This window comes from Streptomyces oceani, from assembly GCF_001751245.1.
Classification (GTDB): domain Bacteria; phylum Actinomycetota; class Actinomycetes; order Streptomycetales; family Streptomycetaceae; genus Streptomyces; species Streptomyces oceani.
Map to the genome: position 1 here is coordinate 1 of NZ_LJGU01000131.1, position 17,856 is coordinate 17,856.

Here is a 17,856-nt window from a genome sequence, read left to right on the forward strand (position 1 = left end):
GCGCGGGCCGGGCACGCTCGGTGGCCCGCCGCTCGCTGGTTCGCTGCTCGGCGCCCCGCGACCGCTCCGCCGGCCGCCGACCGTCCGTACGCGAGGTGCCTTCCCGCCCGGAGGCGGACCGGGCACGCGAGCGGGACGAGCCACCAGGAGGGCCACCGGAGGAACCACCGGACGACGAGGTGGCGGACTTCCGCTCTCCCGTCATCACCGCATCACCTCCTTCGCCCCCGGGTCGCCGCACCGGTCACCCGGCGGCTGGCCGGGCGGATGACCGGGTGGAGCAGCGGCTACCGATGCTCGGCGGTCCGGTCGGCGGCCAGGGCGCGCACCGCGTCGGCGAAGGCCTCGCCCCGCCGGTTGTAGTTCGTGAACATGTCCATCGACGCGCACGCCGGTGCCAGCAGGACCGTGTCACCGGGGTGCGCCAGCCGGGCCGCCTCCCCGACCGCCGCGGCCATCGCCCCAGTGTCGGTCCGTTCCAGATCGACGACCGGGACATCCGGGGCGTGTCGCGTCAGGGCTTCCCGGATACGCGCCCGGTCCGCGCCGAGGAGTACGACGCCCCGCAAGCGGTCGGCGGCCGCCGTCACCAGGTCGTCGAACTCGGCACCCTTGGCGAGCCCGCCGGCGACCCAGACGATCGACTCGTAGGCGGCCAGCGAGGCCCTGGTGGCGTGGGTGTTGGTGGCCTTGGAGTCGTCGACGTACGCCACCCCGTCGACGTCCGCGACCCACTCGATACGGTGCGTGTCCGGCCGGAAGGACCGCAGCCCCTCGCGTACCGCCTCGGGCGGCACCCCGTACGCGCGCGCGAGGGCGGCGGCGGCCAGGGCGTTGGCGATGTTGTGCGGGGCCGCGGGCTCGAGGTCGGTCACCTCGGCCAGCTCCTCGGCCTGCTGCCGGCGGTCCGGAACGAAGGCGCGGTCCACCAACAGGCCCTCGACCACGCCGAGTTCGGAGGGGCCCGGGCTGTTCAGGGTGAAGCCCACAGCTCGGCAACCCTCCACCACGTCGGCGGCTCGCACCAGCCGCTCGGTCGCCGGGTCCGCGCGGTTGTAGACGCAGGCGACCTCGTTGCCCTCGTAGACACGCCCCTTGTCGGCGGCGTACGCGGCCATCGAGCCGTGCCAGTCCAGATGGTCCGGGGCCAGGTTGAGCACCGCGGCGGAGTGCGCGCGGACGCTGGGCGCCCAGTGCAGCTGGTAGCTGGACAGCTCCACGGCCAGTACGTCGTATGGCTGTTCGCCCAGCACCACGTCGATCAGTGGCGTGCCGATGTTGCCCACCGCGGCGGTACGCAGCCCCGCCGCCTCCAGCATCGCGGCGAGCATCCGTACGGTGGTGGTCTTGCCGTTGGTGCCGGTGACCGCCAGCCAGGGCGCCGCGTCGGGCCCGCGCAGCCGCCAGGCCAGCTCCACGTCGCCCCAGACGGGCACCTCGGCCGCCTCGGCCGCGGCGAACAGCGCGCTGTCCGGCGGCCAGCCGGGCGAGGTGACGATCAGCTCGGTGCCCTCCGGCAGGGTGTCGCCGTCGCCCAGCCGTGCCGCGACGGCCTCCGCGGCCAGCTCCTCGGCGCGGGCCCGGTGGCTCGGGCTGTCGCCGCCGTCCACGACGGTGACCCGGGCCCCCGCACGTACGAGCGCGCGGGCGGCGCTGATTCCGCTGACGCCGAGGCCGGCCACGGTCACCCGGCGTCCGGTCAGGTCCTCGCCGGTCAGGTTCTCGCCGGTCACTTGAGTGCCGCCCAGCCCGCGTAGAAGATCCCGAGACCGACGATGACGCAGATGCCCTGGATCAGCCAGAACCGGACCACCACGAGGACTTCCGACCATCCCTTCAGTTCGAAGTGGTGCTGTAGTGGGGCCATTTTGAGCACGCGTTTCCCGGTGAGTCGGAAGGAGCCGACCTGCACCACCACGGACATGGTGATCAGCACGAACAGTCCGCCGAGGACGGCGAGGAGAAGCTCGGTGCGGGAGCAGATCGCCAGCCCGGCCAGCGCACCACCGAGCGCCAGCGAACCGGTGTCGCCCATGAAGATCTTGGCGGGCGAGGTGTTCCACCACAGGAAGCCGAAACAGGCGCCCATCAGCGCGGCGGCGACCACCGCGAGATCGAGCGGATCTCGCACCTCGTAACAGGCGGGTCCGGAGGTCAGCCGGTTGGCGCAGGACTCCTGGTGTTCCCACATGCCGATGAAGGTGTAGGCGCCGAAGACCATCACGGAGGCGCCGGTGGCCAGGCCGTCCAGACCGTCGGTCAGGTTCACGCCGTTCGACATGGCCAGGATCATGAACAACGCCCAGATCACGAAGATCACCGGCCCCATGTACCAACCGAAGTCCTGGGTGAAGGACAGCCTGGTGGAGGCCGGGGTGAGGTCGCGAGCGTCCGGGAAGTTCAGCGCGAGGACGGCGAAGGCGATGCCGACCGCCAACTGTCCCGCCATCTTGGCCTTGGCACGCAGCCCGAGACTGCGCTGCTTGACGATCTTGATGTAGTCGTCCAGGAAACCGACCAGTCCCATGCCCGCGAACAGGAAGAGCACGAGCACGCCGGAGAACGTCGGCTGGCTCCCCGTGATCAGCTTGGTGAGGGCGTACGCGGCCAGCGTGGCCAGGATGAAGGCGATGCCACCCATGGTCGGGGTGCCGCGCTTGCTGTGGTGGTTCTGCGGGCCGTCGTCCCGGATGAACTGACCGTAGCCCCTCTTGGCGAGCAGCTTGATCAGCAGCGGCGTGCCGATAAGCGACAGGAAGAGCCCGATGACTCCGGAGAAGAGGATCTGCCTCATCTGGCGGCGACCTCGCCCCCGAGCAGGTCGAGTGCGACCCGCTCCAGACCGACCGAACGGGAAGCCTTCACCAGTACCACATCCCCCGGGCACAGCTCTCTGCGCAGCAGCTCCACCGCCGCCTGAGCGTCGGACACGTGCACCGACTCCTCACCCCATGAACCCTCGTTCTTGGCACCCATGTCGATCCAGGCGGCCTCCCGGCCACCCACCGCCACGAGTTTCTGGACGTCCAGCCGGACGGCGAGCCGTCCGACCGAGTCGTGCTCGGTGAGCGACTCGTCACCGAGCTCGGCCATCTCCCCAAGCACCGCCCAGGTCCGCCGGCCCCCGGCCATGGCGGCCAGCGCGCGAAGCGCGGCCCGCATCGAGTCGGGATTGGCGTTGTAGGCGTCGTTGACGACCGTGACTCCGTCGGCGCGCTCGCTGACCTCCATACGCCAGCGGGAGAGGGTGCCCGCGGAGGAGAGCGCATCGGCGGTTTCCGTCACGGACATGCCCAACTCGCGGGCGACGGCAGCCGCTGCGAGCGCGTTCGACACGTGGTGCTCACCGTACAGGCGCATGGTCACGTCACTGCACCCGGAGGGTGTGCGAAGCGTGAAGGCCGGTTGGCCCTGTTCGGTGAGTCGGACGTTCTCACCGCGCACGTCGGCGGCCTCGCCCTCCCCGAACAGCACCACGCGTGCCCGGGTGCGTTCCGCCATGGCGCGTACGAAGGGGTCGTCCGCGTTCAGGACGGCCACTCCGCCGTCCTCGGCGGCGGGCAGCGACTCGACCAACTCGCCCTTCGCCTCGGCGATGCCCTCCCGGCTGCCGAACTCCCCGATGTGCGCCACCCCGACGTTCAGCACCACGCCGATCCGGGGCGGCACCAGCTCGGTGAGGTAGCGGATGTGCCCGATGCCACGGGCACCCATCTCCAGGACGAGGTGCCGGGTGTCCTCCTCGGCACGCAGGGCGGTGACCGGCAGGCCGATCTCGTTGTTCAGGGAGCCCTCCGGCCACACCGTGGGCCCCAACCGCTCCAGCAGTTGGGCGATCAGGTCCTTGGTGCTGGTCTTACCGGCGGAGCCGGTGAGGGCGACCACGTCGGTCCCGAGGATGGCGACCGTGTGCCGGGCCAGGGCGCCCAGCGCGACCTCGACGTCGTCGACCACGATCGTCGGCACGTCCAGCGGACGGGTGGCGAGCACCGCCACCGCACCGTCGGCGACGGCCTGTTCGGCGAACTCGTGACCGTCCACGCGGGCGCCGGCGAAGGCCGCGAACAGGCTGCCGGCGGTCACCTGCCGGGAGTCGTGGACGACGGGTCCGGTGACGCGGACCTCTGGATCGGGTATGGCGCGGCGCTGTCCGGAGACGGCGGTGGCGATCTCGGCTAGGGATAGGGGGATCATGGCTTCTGGTCGTCTGCCCCGGAGGTAGCGGTGCCGGAGACGAGGGCCGCTTCGATGGCCTCGCGCAGCACCTGGCGGTCGTCGAAGGGCCGGACCACGCCGGCGATGTCCTGGCCTAGCTCGTGCCCCTTGCCCAGGACGAGCACGCTGTCCCCGGGCTCGGCGCGGGAGACCGCGACGGCGATCGCCGCCGCCCGGTCCTCCTCGAGCAGCACGGTGCCGCGTTCGTACGCGGGCACCTCGGCGGCACCCGCGAGCATGGTGGCCAGGATCGCCAGCGGGTCCTCGGTGCGGGGGTTGTCGGAGGTCAGCACCGCGGTGTCGGACAGCCGCGCGAGCGCGGCGCCCATCGCGGCACGCTTGTACGGGTCCCGGTCGCCACCGCAGCCGAGCACGGTGTGCACCCGGCCCTCGGTGACCTTGCGGAGGGCGTAGAGGACGGACTCGACCGCGTCCGGCTTGTGCGCGTAGTCGACGACCGCCAGATAGTCCTGGCCCGCCTCCACCCGCTCCAGCCGGCCCGGCACCCCGGGAACCGCGCCGATGCCCTCCGCGGCGAGCCCGGGGTCGATGCCGGCGACCGCCAGGGCGGTCAGCGCGGCCAGCGCGTTGGCGACGTTGAACGGCCCGGCGATCGGCGCGACAGCCGGTACGCGTACGCCGTCCGGGCCCACCGCGGTGAACGTCGAGCCCTTCGGCCCCACCTCGACCCCCTCGGCACGCCAGTCGGCGTCCGGGTGACCCTCGGCGGAGAAGGTCGTGACGGGCACCTCGGACTCGCCGATCAGCCGGAAGCCGTACTCGTCGTCGAAGTTCACCACGCCGGCGCGCGAGCGCTCCTCGGTGAACAGCTGCCGCTTGGCCCGGAAGTAGTCCTCCATGTCCGGGTGGAAGTCGAGGTGTTCCGGGCTGAGGTTGTTGAAGACCGCCACGTCGAACACGCAGCCGTCCACCCGGCCCAGCACCAGCGCGTGGCTGGACACCTCCATCGCGACCGAGCGCACCCCGCGCTCCCGCATCACGGCGAACAGCGCCTGCAGCTCGGTGGCTTCCGGCGTCGTACGCTCCGCCTTGAGCCGTTCGTCCCCGATCCGGGACTCCACGGTGCCGATCAGCCCGGTGAGGGCGCCCTCCTTGGCCGCGGCGGCCCGGAGACCACCCTCGATCAGATAGGCCGTAGTCGTCTTGCCGGAGGTGCCGGTGATGCCGACCTGCAGCAGGTCCTCGCCCGGGCGACCGTAGATCCGCGCGGCGAGCGCGCCCATCCGGGCCCGTGGTTCGGGGACGGTGAGCACCGTCAGGCCGGTGGCCGCCGCCCGTTCGGTCCCGGTCGGGTCGGTGAGCACCGCGACCGCTCCGAGACTCGCCGCCTGGGTGGCGAAGTCCGCGCCGTGGAACCGGGCGCCGGGCAGCGCCGCGTAGATGTCACCGGGCAGCACCGCGCGGGAGTCGTGCGTGATGCCGGTGGCCGCCGCCTCCGAGTCCGGCACGACCACACCCAGCTGCCCGGCGAGTTCCGCCAACGGCACCGGGCGTAGCCGCTCCGGACGGGGCGGCACGGTGGGGTTCTGATCAGCTTGTGGCACGGCCGTGAGCGTACCGGGCACACCTGCGGACCCGCTAAACGAGGGGTGCGCGGGGTGGTGGGGGCGCCACGCACTGTCGGTGGTCTGCTGCACGCGCTGCTCCGTGTCGTTCGTCGCGCTGGGCGCGCTCTGGGCTGGTGGTGGTTCTGGTGGGTCTGGTGTGTGCCGGGCGGTCGGGCCACGTGATCGGTTCACCGCCCTAGCCCGATCCGTCCTCACTGTCCTGCTCGGCGAACACCGGGAGCGGCTTCGCCTCGTCGCCGGTGGGCGGGATCTGCAGGGCCTTCAGGGAGAACTCCATGACCTCCTTGAAGACCGGACCGCACACCTCACTTCCGAAGTAGCTTCCCTTACGCGGATTCTGCACCGCGCAGTAGACGGTCACCTGCGGCTTGTCGGCGGGCGCGAAACCGGCGAAGGAGGCGGTGTAGCCCTTGTACTCGCCGGTTTCCGGGTCCACCCGATTGGCCGTGCCGGTCTTGCCCGCGACCCGGTAGCCGGGAATCCGCGCGACGGTCCCGGTGCCCTCGTCACTGGCGACGACCGACTCCAGCATTCTCGCCAGAGTGTCCGAGGTCCGCTCGCTGATCACCCGCCGCTCGGCCGGTTCGTCCGCCGCGGTGAACTCCCCGTCCGGCCCGGTGCTGCCCCGTACGAGCGAGGGGGCGAGGCGTACGCCGCCGTTGGCGACCGTGGAATAGACCGAGGCGGCCTGCACCGCGGTCATCGACAGACCCTGCCCGAACGGGATCGTGTACTGCTGCGACCCCGACCAGTCGGCGGGGGCGGCGAGCAGCCCGGGGGTCTCGCCCGGGAAGTTCAGGCCCGTCTCCCTGCCGAGACCGAAGGCACGCAGGTACGAGTGCAGCACCTTGTTCGCCTGGTTCTGGGTCCTGCCGAGCTGCTCGGTGGCCAGGATGGTGCCGATGTTGCTGGACTTGGCCAGTACGCCGTTGAGCGTCAGCTGCCAGGTGGGGTGGTCGATGTCGTCCGCGAACGAACGATCCGCCCTGGGTAGCCGGTTGGGCACGGTCACCCGCGTACGGGGCGTGGCCGCGTCCTCCTCCAGCACCGCGGCCATGGACATCACCTTGGACGTCGAGCCCGGTTCGAAGGCGTCCTGCAACGCGGCGTTTCCCAGGGTGTCGCGTTCGGCCTGGCCCACCTTGTTGGGATCGAACGTCGGGGCGTTGGCGACGCCCAGCAGCTCGCCCGTCGCGGTGTCCTGCACGACGACGGAGCCGCTGTCCGCCTCGGACTCCCGGACCTGTTCCCGGATCGCCCGTTGGGCGGCCCACTGGATGTCCCGGTGCAGGGTGAGTTCGACGTCCTCGCCCTGCACCGGCGACTTCTCCTCCTCCCCCGCGGTGGGCACCTGGCGGCCACCGGACTGGGTGTAGGTGATCTTGCCGTCCTCGCCCCTGAGCTGCTTGTTCAGCTTGGCTTCCAGTCCGCCGCCGCCCTTGCCGGCAGCGTTGACGAAGCCGAGCACGCTCGCGGCCAGCTTGTCGTTCGGGTAGACCCGCTTGGCGTGCTCCTCGGAGTAGACGCCGGCCAGTACGTTCGCCGCGTTACCGGAAGCCTCCTTGTCCGCCAGGGCACCCTTGAGATCCTCGATCTGCCGCCAGACCTGTGGTGACCGCTTACGCGCCAGCACCACGTACCGGGTGTCCTCCCGGGACAGCTTCTCCGTCATCCGCTGCTCGTCCTTGCCCAGGATCGGCGCCAGCAGGGCCGCGGCCTGGGCCGGCGCGTCCGGCACGTCGGTCTGGTCCGGGGTGAAGAGGTACGGGTCCGCGGTGATGTCGTACGCGTCCACCGTGGTGGCCAGCGGCGTGCCGTCCCGAGCGGTCATGGTGCCGCGCTCGGCGGCGAGCGGCACCGTGATGTAGCGGTTGACCGCCGCCTTCTGCACGAACGTGTCGGCGTTCACCGCCTGCACCTGCAACAGCCGTACGGTGCAGGCCAGCAGCACCAGCGTGAGCAGCACGCCCATCAGCCGCAACCGAGGCCGGGGGCGGGCCAACCGCAGCGCCATGCCCTCCGGCGCCCGGGCGGCGGGGTCCCGGGGGCTCGACCCGCCACGGCGGGGACCGTCCCGACCGGGGTCCCGACCGGAACCACCACGGCCGGGCCCGTCCCGGCCGGACCGCTCCAAACCCGGGGCTCCGGACTCCCGCCCGCCCACGGACCGCCCGCCCCCGGAGCCGGGTTCGCGACGGGGCCGCCTGGGCCGCTCACTCACGGGGCGTCGCCACCCTCCTCGTCCGGGGCCGGCTTCGGCGAGCCGCGCACCGAGCCGTCGGGGGCCAGGAAGGCGGGTGGCCCGCCGGGGACCATGCCCAGCTCACGGGCCCGCTCCTCGAGCGCCCCGGGCGCCGAGTAGGAGTTCACCTCCTGCTCCAGCGCCTGCTGCTCGTCGGAGAGTTCCCGGTTCTCCTGCTTCAGCTCGGTCAGCTCGAAGGAGTCCTGATTGACGGACGCGTTGAGGAACAGCAGCGCCAACAGCCCGGAACCGAGCAGCAGCACGATCAGCAGGACGTACGGAGTGCGGGCGGCTCTCGCGCCACCGGCCGGGGTCAGGTTCGCCAACCTGGCGAGCCGTCGTGCTGCGGTCAAGGGTGTGCCTCCCTGATGCGCTCGGCCCCGCGCAACCGCGCGGGAGCGGCACGCGGATTGTCGGCGGTCTCCTCCTCGGTGGGCGGCTCGGCGCCCCGGGTGAGCAGCCGCAACCGTGGCTGGTAGCGCTCCGGGACCACCGGCAGTCCCTCCGGCGCCGTGTTGGCTGCTCCGGCGGCGAGCGTCCGCTTCACCAGCCGGTCCTCCAGCGAGTGGTACGAGAGCACGACCATCCGGCCGCCCACCGCGAGAGCGTCCAGCCCGGCTGGTACGGCCCGCTCCAGCACCGCCAACTCGCCGTTCACCTCGATCCGAAGTGCCTGGAACGTCCGCTTGGCCGGGTTCCCGCCAGTACGTTTCACCGCCTGCGGCAGCGCCTCCCGGATCACCTCGACCAGCCGGGCGCTGCTCTCGAACGGCGCGACGGCCCGTTCCCGTACGACCGCCTCGACGATCCGCCGAGCCTGCTTCTCCTCCCCGTAGCTGCGCAGAATCCGCACCAGCTCACCAGCCGGATAGGTGTTCAGCACCTCGGCCGCGGCGATGCCGGTCGCCTGGTCCATCCGCATGTCCAGGGGCGCGTCCCGGGCATAGGCGAAGCCGCGGTCCGGCTCGTCCAGCTGCATCGAGGAGACCCCGAGGTCGAAGAGCACGCCCTGCACCCGGGGCGTGCCCAGGCGGTCCAGCACGGCGGGCAATTCGTCGTACACCGCGTGCCGCAGGGTGACCCGGTCGCCGTACGGCGCCAGCCGTTCGCCGGCGAGTTCCAGCGCCGAGCGGTCACGGTCCAGGCCGATCAGCCGGGCGGTGGGGAAGGTGGCCAGCAGTGCCTCGGCGTGCCCGCCGAGACCGAGGGTGCAGTCGACGACCGTGGCACCCGGCTCGGCGAGGGCGGGCGCGAGCAGGTCCAGACAGCGCTGGCGCAGCACCGGGACGTGCCGCTGGTTCGTACTCATGTGCCCTCTCAGCTCCGACGGGCACCCCGGCCTGTCCGCTCACGTGCGCCCTGGTCCCCGCCCGCTCCGCTGCGGCAGCGGCCTGCTGGCGCCGGGGAAGGGACGTCAGACGGCTTGAGCGGGAGGAGGCCGAGCCGCGCGTGCGCGTCCAGTCAGGCGAGGGACCCGGTCCAGGAGGAGTGTCACGCCTCCCACTTCGCGTCACTTTAGCCCACTCGTCCCCCCGGTCAACCAACTGCCCAGGCGCGTCCCGGCGGACCGCCGCGCGCGGCACGGCACAAGGGAGATAACGTCGTAACCATGTCGCCCTCAGCAGCCGAACCCTCGCAAGCCGGTGTCACCGATCGCCTGCTCGCCGCCAACGCCCAGTACTCCGCTGAGTTCACCGATCCGGGCATGGACGCCCGCCCGGTGCTCGGCGTCGCCGTAGTCGCCTGTATGGACGCACGCATCGACCTGCACCGGGCGCTGGGCCTGGAGCTGGGCGACTGTCACACCATCCGGAACGCCGGCGGGGTGGTCACCGACGACACCATCCGCTCGCTCACCATCAGCCAGCGCGCCCTGGGCACCCGCTCGGTGGTACTCATTCACCACACCGGCTGTGGGCTGCTGGACATCACCGAGGACTTCCGGCACGACGTGGAACTGGCGGTGGGGCAGCGACCGCCCTGGGCGGTCGAGGCGTTCTGGGACCTGGACAGCGACATGCGTCAGGCGATCCAGCGGGTGCGCAACTCGCCGTTCCTCCCCTTCCGGGACGACGTACGGGGCTTCGTCTTCGACGTACGCACCGGTCTGCTGCGCGAGATCGATCCCGGTGTCACCGCGGAACGGTGACGTGACCCAGCCTCGACGTGAAGAATGGGCCAAGTGACGACGTATGACGAAGACGTGAGCCTGAGCGATCTGACCACCACCGCGGACGAGGTCCGCCGCTCGGTGGAGAGCGTGATCGAGGGCAAGCCCGAGGTGGTACGGCTGTCACTGACCGTGCTCCTCGCCGAGGGCCACCTGCTGATCGAGGACGTCCCGGGCGTGGGCAAGACCATGCTGGCCAAAGCGCTCGCCCGGTCCATCGACTGCTCGGTGCGCCGCATCCAGTTCACGCCGGACCTGCTGCCCTCCGACATCACCGGGGTGAGCGTCTACGACCAGCAGCGGCACGAGTTCGAGTTCAAGCCCGGCGCGATCTTCTCCCAGGTCGTGATCGGGGACGAGATCAACCGCGCCTCACCCAAGACCCAGTCCGCGCTGTTGGAGTCGCTCGAGGAGCGGCAGGTGACCATCGACGGGCACACCTATCCGCTGCCCGAGCCGTTCCTCGTCGTCGCCACCCAGAACCCGGTGGAGATGGAGGGCACCTACCCGCTGCCGGAGGCGCAACGGGACCGCTTCATGGCGCGGATCTCCATCGGCTATCCCAGCCCGGCCGCCGAGTTGGAGATGCTGGACGTGCACGGCGGCACCTCGCCGCTGGACGACCTGCAGCCAGTGGCGCACGCGCACGAGATCCTGAAGCTGATGGAGGCGGTGCGCGGCGTCCACGTCTCGGGCGCCGTGCGCCGCTACGCCGTGGAACTGGTCGCCGCCACCCGCGGCCACCCGGACCTACGGCTCGGCGCCTCCCCCCGCGCCACCCTGCACCTGCTACGGGCCGCCCGGGCCGGCGCGGCGCTGGGCGGACGGCAGTTCGCGCTGCCCGACGACGTACAGGCGCTGGCCGTGCCCGTGCTGGCGCACCGGCTGCTGCCGACCGCGCAGGCGCAACTGCACCGACGGGGAGCCGAGCAGATCGTGACCGAGATCCTGCAGCGTACGCCGGTTCCCTCGGCGTCCGCGCGGGGCGCCGGCGCGACCGGGACCAGCGCGGCGGCCAGCGGGCCGGACCACGGTCGGCAGCCGCCTCGGGGTGTGTGATGTCCGCGGCTGGGCCTGGGCCCTACCCGGGCCCGGAGCATGGTCCGGGCCACGGCCCGAGCCACGGCACCGGCCCCCGCTCCGGTTCGGACCCGGCTTACGGCGCTGACCCGGGGCGGGGGGAGTCCTCGACGGGCGACGAGCGCGGCTCGCTGCGCACGGCGTTCGGCGGGCTCACCACCCGGGGCCGCTCCTTCCTCGCCGCGGGTGGTGCCGCGGCCGTGTGCGCGTACGTCCTCGGACAACCGGACCTGCTCCGGGTGGGGCTGCTGCTGGCCGTGTTGCCGCTGGTCTGCGTGGTCGTGCTGCACCGCACCCGGCACCGGGTCGCCGGATCGCGGCAGTTGTCCCCCGACCGGGTGCCGGCGCACAGTGAGTCCCGGGTGTGTCTGCGGATCGACAACGTCTCCCGACTCCCGACCGGACTGCTGATGCTGCAGGACCGGGTGCCGTACGTCCTCGGGCCACGTCCGCGGTTCGTGCTGGACCGGGTGGAGCCGGCCGGGGCGCGGGAGGTCTCGTACCGGGTGCGTTCGGACCTGCGTGGCCGGTTCCCGCTGGGCCCGCTGCAGCTGCGGCTGACGGACCCGTTCGGGATGTGCGAGCTGACCCGCTCGTTCAGCCAGTACGACACGCTCACCGTGGTGCCGCGTACCGAACCGCTGCCGCCGGGCCGGCTGATCGGGCACAACGAGGGATTCGGCGACGGCCGGCAGCGTGCCCTGGCGCTGGCCGGTGACGACGACGTGGTCCCGCGCGGCTACCGGCACGGCGACGACCTGCGCCGGGTGCACTGGCGCTCCACCGCGCGGCACGGCGAGCTGATGGTCCGCCGCGAGGAACAGCCACAACGACCACGCTGCACCGTGCTGCTCGACACCCGCCGGGACGCGTACGCGGGCTCCGGACCGGACTCGCCCTTCGAGTGGGCGGTATCCGGGGCCGCCTCGACGTGCCTGCACCTGCTGGAGCGTGGTTACGCGGTCCGGTTGCTCACCGACACGGGTGCGCTGACGCCCGGCCCGGACAGCGGCGCCGACGCTCCGGCCGACGGACTCGGCGGCGGGTTCGGGGGCGTGGCCTCGGCCACCGGCGGGCTGCTGCTGGACACGCTGGCCGTGGTGGAGCACTCGACGGAGGAGAGCCTCGAGCGTGCCTACGAGGCGTTGCGCACTTCCACGAACGGGCGGGAAGGGCTTCTCATCGCGTTTCTGGGCGAGTTGGACGAGGAACAGACCTCCTTGGTGGCCCGGATGCGACGGCAGGCCGGCCGAGCCGTGGCGTTCTGCGCCCAACCCGAACTGGTGCAGGACACGGACGCGGTGGCGTACGAGCAGGGCGGCCCGTCCGAGCAGACCGCCACGCGCCCCGACGCACCTGGCACGGGGCCCGACGTCCCGGCGGCGGGCCTCGCGGGAGGGACGGTGCCGGTGCTACGGGAGGCCGGTTGGCTGGCGCTGCCGGGCGGGCCGGGAGTGGCGCTGACCACGCTCTGGCAGGAGTCGACGACGGGGAGCACGGCGAAGGGGCTGGGGCAATGAGCGGGCAGGGAAGGCTCTCGGTGTGCGCGGGCGTGGCCACGATCGCGGCCGCCAGCGCGCTGCTGCCGCTGGTGACCCCGGCGACCTGGCTGCTGGAAGTCACGCTGCTGATCCTGGTGCAGACGTGCGTGGGTGCCGCGGCGCGGCGCGTGCCGCTCCCCCGGCCGCTGACGGTGGCCATCCAGGCCGTGGTGTCCCTGCTGTTGCTGACGGCGTTCTTCGTGTCGGAGCACGCGCTCGCGGGAGTGCTGCCCACCCCCGACGCCTTCCGGGCGCTCGGGGAGCTGATGGAGACCGGCAGCCAGGACGTGGGCCGGTTCGCGGTCCCGGCACCGGCCACCGAGGGCATACGGCTCATGTTGGTCGGCGGAGTACTGGTGGTGGCGCTGCTGGTGGACGTCGTGGCGGTCACCTACCGCAGCGCCGCCCCCGCCGGGCTACCGCTGCTGGCGCTCTACTCGGTCGCCGCCGGCCTGGGCGAGGGTGGCGGGCGCTGGCTGTGGTTCCTGTGCGCGGCGGCAGGCTATCTGCTGCTGCTCCTGGCCGAGGGCAGGGAGCGACTGTCCCAGTGGGGGCAGATCTTCGAGAACCACGCTCGCGGCACGCCGGCGCCGGCCGGGAAGCGGCGTCCGTACCGTCCCGGCGGAGCGGCGGCGTCCGTCCGTACCGGACGCCGCATCGGCGCGCTGGCCCTCGGCATCGCGCTGGCGGTGCCCGCGGCGTTGCCCTCCCTGGGCGGCGGGCTGCTCGACTCGCTGACTCCCTCGGACTCCGGGCGGAGCGGCGACAGCACCGTCTCGGCGGTGAATCCGGTGGTCGCCCTGCAGGACAGCCTCAACCAGCCGGAGAACCGCACGGTGCTGACCTACCGTACGAACTCGCCGGCTCCGGACGAGATGTACCTGCGGATCGTCGCTCTCGACCAGTTCGACGGCTCGTCCTGGAAGCCCTCCGAGCGGCGCATCACCGAGGTCCCCGAGCAACTGCCCGCCCCCGCCGGACTCGACCGGGACGTGCGGACCCGCACGGTGCGTACGACCGTCAAGGCGGCCGAGGACTACGCGCAGAACTGGCTGCCGATGCCGTTTCCCGCGAGCCGGGTGAAGATCGACGGTCGGTGGCGGTTCGAGCCGGAGGGCCGGACACTCGTCGGGGACCGGGGACAGACGACCAGGGGCAAGCGGTACGAGGTGGAGAGTCTGGTCGTGCAACCCACCGCGACTCAGCTGAAGCAGGCCGGCGCGGCACCGCGGGAGATCCGCGAGGAGTACACCCAGGTCCCCGACTCGCTGCCCTCCGAGGTGCACAAGCAGGCTCAGCGGATCACCAGCGCCGCGAAGACCGACTACGAGCGCGCGATGGCCCTCCAGGAGTGGTTCACCCAGGACGGCGGCTTCACGTACGACACGCAGGTGCGGGCGGGCAGCGGCTCGGCCGCTATCGTCCGCTTCCTGCAGCAGAAGGAGGGCTTCTGCGTCCACTTCGCCTTCTCCATGGCCGCGATGGCCCGGACACTGGACATCCCGGCCCGGGTGGCCGTCGGCTTCACCCCGGGCACGGCCGGTAGCGACGGGCGGACCAGCGTCGGGCTGCGGGACGCGCACGCCTGGCCCGAGCTGTACTTCGAGGGAGTCGGCTGGACCCGCTTCGAGCCGACCCCGACCCGCGGCTCGACACCCGACTACGCGCTGCCGGACGCGCCGGAGCAGAACCGCGACGACCCCGGGGAGCCGACCCAGCGACCCACTCCAGAGCCCAGCGAGGAGCCCTCGGCCCAGCCGACCCCCAGCCAGGAGTGCACCGTCGAGCAGAAGCGCGCCGACCCCGAGTGCGGGCAGATCGCCGCGCCACCGGGCCGCGGCCCCGGCGACGGCTCCGGGTTCCCGCTAGGCAGCGTGCTGCTGGCGGGCGTGGGCGTGGTGACCGTGCTCGGCGTACCGCTACTGCCGTTGCTGTGGCGCACCCGGGTCCGGTCCAGACGGCTGCGCGGCGACGCGGACGCGCTCGCCGGCTGGCGGGAACTCCTGGACATCGGCTGGGACTACGGCATCGTGCCGGACGAGTCGGCCACGCCGCGCACTGCTGTGGCCCGGCTCGTACGGGACGGCGGGCTGGATCCGGCGGCCACGGAGGCGGCGCGACGGGTGGCGAGCGCGGTCGAGCAGGTGCTGTTCGCGCCCGTGCCGGAGCCGGCTGACGGTCTGGGCCGGGACGTGCGGCGGGTGCGGGAGGCCTTGGGTGCGGCGAGTACGCGGGGGGCGCGGCTACGGGCTTTGCTGCTGCCGCGTTCGGCCGTTCGAGTGAAGTGGGCGGCGGCGGAACGCTGGGCGCGGATCTCCGGGCGGTGTCGTAGCGCGTTGCGGCCACGCGTCGCGAAGTGAAGTGAGTCGTGTGGTAACAGGCTGGTCGTCCCACTGGTCGGGCGGTCGCGCGCGAGCACCCGATCCGTTTCCGTTCTCCGGGTGCGCTCGGTTCGCGCCTGCCTCGGACAGCGCGGTGCTCGTCAGCCCCGTGCGGCCGCCGGGAGAACACGCCGGCGGGCCCGTCCCGACCTGGGACGGGCCCGCCCGACACGGAGGATGTGGAGCGCGCGCCGTTCGTCGCCGGGACGATCGTCCGGACGTCCGCGGCTGACACAGCCGGAACGATCCCCGCCCCGGCTGTGTCAGCCGCGCTCGTCGCGTCGTCGCTGCCAGCGCTCCTCGATACGGTTCATCATCGACCGGCGTGGTCGACGCTGCTGAGCTGCCCCGCCCGAGGCGCGGCCGCCTGCCGCCGCACCGGAGCCGGCCTGCTCCTCGCCTGCCTTGGGGCTCTTGCGCCAGCTGGTCACGGCAAGCACGGCACAGCCGAGCATGACGAGGAAGCCGACGACACTGATCCAGATCTGCTGCGCGACCATCCCGGCCATAAGGAGGGCGATACCCACCAGAAAGCCGGCCACCGCCTGGTAGGCACGCTTACGGGTGTGTGTCCGCAGCTCGCTTCCCTCGAGCGCTGTCGCGAATTTGGGATCTTCGGCGTACAGCGCTCGCTCCATCTGCTCGAGCATGCGTTGCTCGTTCTCAGAGAGCGGCACGGCTCCTCCTACTCGTCGGTCGCGGGGGCGACCGGGTGCGACCCTTCAAGGATAAGCAGGGAATCGCCCCCGTGAAACCCGCCCTCTACGCCAATTCCTCCCACTTGCACCAGCTTACCGAGGAGGTGACGGGCTTGATGCGTACTGGGTCGTGTGGGAGAGGTCCTGTCCGCTCCGCCTCATGGGCGGAAGCACTCCCGCTCACACACTCCCTGGCATTTTCCCGTCCTGCCTTCCCGCCATGCTGGCCCGGCGTATCCGATAGTACGGCGCCCCGGGGACAAACGTCCGGCTGTCGGACCGAGTCGGCCGGGCGGGATCAGTGCGCCCTGGCCAGCACGTGCAGCTGTGCCGCCATGGCGTGGAACGCGGGACGCTCGGCCGCCGTCGCCTCCAACCGGGCCAGCGCCTCCCTGGCGTCCGCTTCCGCCTCCGCGGGCGCTCCGGGCACGAGATCACCGAAGATCCGCACGCCGTGCGTCGAGACGACCTCCAAGCCGGTCTCCGTGATCAACTCGGTGAGCCGCTCCGGGGTGAAGCGCCGGGGAGTCGACTCACTCTCGCCCGGTCCCCCGTCGGCGGCGAGCAGGGTCTGCCGCGCTTCGGTGAGGTGACCGGCCAGCGCACGGGCGAGCACCGCGCCGCCCAGTCCAGCGGCCAGCACCGACAGGGTCGCGCCGTCCGGGCGCAGCGCCGCCACCACGTTACGCAGCGCCGCCACGGGATCGTCGACGTACTCCAACACCCCGTGGCACAGCACCACATCGGAACCGCCGGGCTCGGTCACCTCCAGCAGGCCGTGCGCGTCTCCCTGGACTCCTCGCACCAGCTCGGCGACGCCTGCCTCGGCCGCACGCCGCTCCAGGGCGAAGAGGGCGTTCGGGCTTGGGTCGACGACCGTGACCCGGTGTCCCAGCTGGGCCACCGGCACCGCGAAGTTGCCCGTGCCGCCACCCGTGTCCAGGACCTCCAGGGCCGTACGACCGGTGTCCCGGGCACGGGCCTCGAGCGCGTCGCGCAGCGCCTCCCAGACCACGGCGGTACGGACGGAAGCGCTGGGACGGGACATGGCGGAACTCCTCGGCGACTGGGCTGGTCCGGTGCTGGGCTTGGGATGTCACGGTCGGTGCTGCACGGGCTTGCGGGTGCCCGTCGGGCTTCCCCGCCATCGCGGCGCGAGGCCGTCGACCGCGCTGAGGAGTCACCTGGCACCACACCCTAGAGGAGGGTGCGCGAAGGGCGTCGCCCGCACGCCGTCAGCACCCACGCCGTCCGGCCCGGTCATCGGATCGCCCGGTCAACCGGATCACCGGACATCCCCGGCCCGCCCGGGCATCCCGGCTCAGCCGGCCCGCGGCCGGCCTCCGTCACCGCCGTGTCCCACCGGATCATCCACCGGCTCGACCCGTGGCCGAGGCAGCGCGGGCTGACTGACCAGCATCCGCTCCACCAGCCGGAGGAAGACTCCGGTGGCACGCACCAGGTCGTCCGCGTCCGGCCAGTTCGCCGCTCCCTCGATACCCGCCTCGGCCCGCGCCCGTCGCCGTGCCCCGGAGGCGAACAGCGCGCTCCACTCGGCCAGTTCCGGTGCGACCTCGGGCAGCACCTCCCAGGCACTGCGTATGCGCGAGCGTCTGCGTGCGGTGGTGTCTGGCCGGCCGCGCACGGCCAGCACCGCGGCGGCCGTACGCAGTGCGGCGAGGTGCGCCGAGGCGTACCGCTCGTTTGCCGTCTGCATCAACACCGCCTCATCCAGGCCGTGTTGCGCTTGTGCGAGCAGGTCCAGGGCGGCGGGCGGCGCGGTGGCACGGCGGAGTACGGGATGGACGTCGTGCGGGAGAGCCTGCATGGCGAACCTCCTGCGGTCGGCTACCGACCGGTGAATTCGGCCGTATGCGCACATCGTGGCGCATGCCACTGACAATCGGCTCTGAGCTGCCCAAACAGCACGCGCACTCTGT

General features: G+C 72.2%; 14 protein-coding genes and 1 pseudogene. 4 read left to right on the top strand and 11 right to left on the bottom strand.

From position 1 onward, the window contains the following. The 8 genes and pseudogenes from AN216_RS30720 to rsmH form a co-directional block, all read right to left on the bottom strand. Window positions 1-205: pseudogene (locus AN216_RS30720) on the bottom strand (hypothetical protein); the annotation flags it as partial. Between the two features lie 82 nt (window positions 206-287). After that, window positions 288-1,733: a UDP-N-acetylmuramoyl-L-alanine--D-glutamate ligase gene (gene murD / locus AN216_RS16385; RefSeq protein ID WP_244502497.1), complete on the bottom strand. Its 1,446-nt coding sequence runs from the start codon at window positions 1,731-1,733 to the stop codon at window positions 288-290. Beyond that, window positions 1,730-2,794, bottom strand: coding sequence for a phospho-N-acetylmuramoyl-pentapeptide-transferase (mraY, locus tag AN216_RS16390; RefSeq protein ID WP_070197438.1), 1,065 nt, complete (start codon window positions 2,792-2,794; stop codon window positions 1,730-1,732). Before mraY ends, murD begins: the two co-directional genes overlap by 4 nt. Next, window positions 2,791-4,194, bottom strand: coding sequence for a UDP-N-acetylmuramoyl-tripeptide--D-alanyl-D-alanine ligase (locus AN216_RS16395; protein ID WP_070197439.1), 1,404 nt, complete (start codon window positions 4,192-4,194; stop codon window positions 2,791-2,793). Before AN216_RS16395 ends, mraY begins: the two co-directional genes overlap by 4 nt. After that, window positions 4,191-5,873 carry a UDP-N-acetylmuramoyl-L-alanyl-D-glutamate--2,6-diaminopimelate ligase gene (locus AN216_RS16400; RefSeq protein ID WP_070197440.1) on the bottom strand — a complete coding sequence of 561 codons (1,683 nt, stop codon included), beginning with the start codon at window positions 5,871-5,873 and terminating at the stop codon, window positions 4,191-4,193. The genes AN216_RS16395 and AN216_RS16400 overlap by 4 nt, the downstream gene beginning before the upstream one ends. Before the next feature lie 106 nt (window positions 5,874-5,979). Next, window positions 5,980-8,025 carry a peptidoglycan D,D-transpeptidase FtsI family protein gene (locus AN216_RS16405; RefSeq protein ID WP_420855751.1) on the bottom strand — a complete coding sequence of 682 codons (2,046 nt, stop codon included), beginning with the start codon at window positions 8,023-8,025 and terminating at the stop codon, window positions 5,980-5,982. Then, entirely contained in the window at window positions 8,022-8,399 is a 378-nt protein-coding gene (ftsL, locus tag AN216_RS16410; RefSeq protein ID WP_070197442.1) for a cell division protein FtsL, read from the bottom strand. The genes AN216_RS16405 and ftsL overlap by 4 nt, the downstream gene beginning before the upstream one ends. Beyond that, entirely contained in the window at window positions 8,396-9,355 is a 960-nt protein-coding gene (rsmH, locus tag AN216_RS16415) for a 16S rRNA (cytosine(1402)-N(4))-methyltransferase RsmH (protein ID WP_070197443.1), read from the bottom strand. Before rsmH ends, ftsL begins: the two co-directional genes overlap by 4 nt. A 300-nt stretch (window positions 9,356-9,655) precedes the next feature. On the opposite strand from rsmH, the gene AN216_RS16420 reads away from it, so the two are divergent. Genes AN216_RS16420 through AN216_RS16435 form a run of 4 tightly spaced genes read left to right on the top strand, consistent with a single transcriptional unit; the run spans window position 9,656 to window position 15,197 of the window. Then, entirely contained in the window at window positions 9,656-10,195 is a 540-nt protein-coding gene (locus AN216_RS16420; protein ID WP_070197444.1) for a beta-class carbonic anhydrase, read from the top strand. A 33-nt stretch (window positions 10,196-10,228) separates the two neighbouring features. Further along, window positions 10,229-11,275: an AAA family ATPase gene (locus AN216_RS16425; protein WP_070197536.1), complete on the top strand. Its 1,047-nt coding sequence runs from the start codon at window positions 10,229-10,231 to the stop codon at window positions 11,273-11,275. After that, a complete protein-coding gene (locus tag AN216_RS16430) occupies window positions 11,275-12,816 on the top strand; it encodes a DUF58 domain-containing protein (RefSeq protein ID WP_070197445.1) in 1,542 nt (513 codons plus the stop codon). The genes AN216_RS16425 and AN216_RS16430 overlap by 1 nt, the downstream gene beginning before the upstream one ends. Continuing rightward, window positions 12,813-15,197 (top strand): transglutaminase TgpA family protein, encoded by a 2,385-nt coding sequence (locus AN216_RS16435; RefSeq protein WP_070197446.1) that lies wholly within the window; start codon window positions 12,813-12,815, stop codon window positions 15,195-15,197. Before AN216_RS16430 ends, AN216_RS16435 begins: the two co-directional genes overlap by 4 nt. 284 nt (window positions 15,198-15,481) lie before the next feature. Here the strand turns inward: AN216_RS16435 and AN216_RS16440 are convergent, their stop codons facing one another. The 3 genes from AN216_RS16440 to AN216_RS16450 all read right to left on the bottom strand — a co-directional run bounded on the left by AN216_RS16440 (window position 15,482) and on the right by AN216_RS16450 (window position 17,798). Next, on the bottom strand, window positions 15,482-15,895 hold the full coding sequence (locus tag AN216_RS16440; RefSeq protein WP_070197447.1) for a DUF3040 domain-containing protein: 414 nt from the start codon (window positions 15,893-15,895) through the stop codon (window positions 15,482-15,484). A 319-nt stretch (window positions 15,896-16,214) separates the two neighbouring features. Continuing rightward, window positions 16,215-16,964, bottom strand: coding sequence for a methyltransferase (locus tag AN216_RS16445; RefSeq protein WP_070197448.1), 750 nt, complete (start codon window positions 16,962-16,964; stop codon window positions 16,215-16,217). Between the two features lie 273 nt (window positions 16,965-17,237). Next, window positions 17,238-17,798, bottom strand: coding sequence for an SAV_6107 family HEPN domain-containing protein (locus tag AN216_RS16450; RefSeq protein ID WP_070197449.1), 561 nt, complete (start codon window positions 17,796-17,798; stop codon window positions 17,238-17,240). Window positions 17,799-17,856 lie beyond the last annotated feature (58 nt).

What these genes read in the sequence shown, in the direction of transcription:
- AN216_RS16450 (WP_070197449.1), bottom strand. Translation starts at nt 17,798, where the DNA reads ATGTGCGCATACGGCCGAATTCACCGGTCGGTAGCCGACCGCAGGAGG.
- AN216_RS16420 (WP_070197444.1), top strand. Translation starts at nt 9,656, where the DNA reads ATGTCGCCCTCAGCAGCCGAACCCTCGCAAGCCGGTGTCACCGATCGC.
- AN216_RS16430 (WP_070197445.1), top strand. Translation starts at nt 11,275, where the DNA reads ATGTCCGCGGCTGGGCCTGGGCCCTACCCGGGCCCGGAGCATGGTCCG.
- rsmH (WP_070197443.1), bottom strand. Translation starts at nt 9,355, where the DNA reads ATGAGTACGAACCAGCGGCACGTCCCGGTGCTGCGCCAGCGCTGTCTG.
- AN216_RS16445 (WP_070197448.1), bottom strand. Translation starts at nt 16,964, where the DNA reads ATGTCCCGTCCCAGCGCTTCCGTCCGTACCGCCGTGGTCTGGGAGGCG.
- AN216_RS16395 (WP_070197439.1), bottom strand. Translation starts at nt 4,194, where the DNA reads ATGATCCCCCTATCCCTAGCCGAGATCGCCACCGCCGTCTCCGGACAG.
- AN216_RS16435 (WP_070197446.1), top strand. Translation starts at nt 12,813, where the DNA reads ATGAGCGGGCAGGGAAGGCTCTCGGTGTGCGCGGGCGTGGCCACGATC.
- mraY (WP_070197438.1), bottom strand. Translation starts at nt 2,794, where the DNA reads ATGAGGCAGATCCTCTTCTCCGGAGTCATCGGGCTCTTCCTGTCGCTT.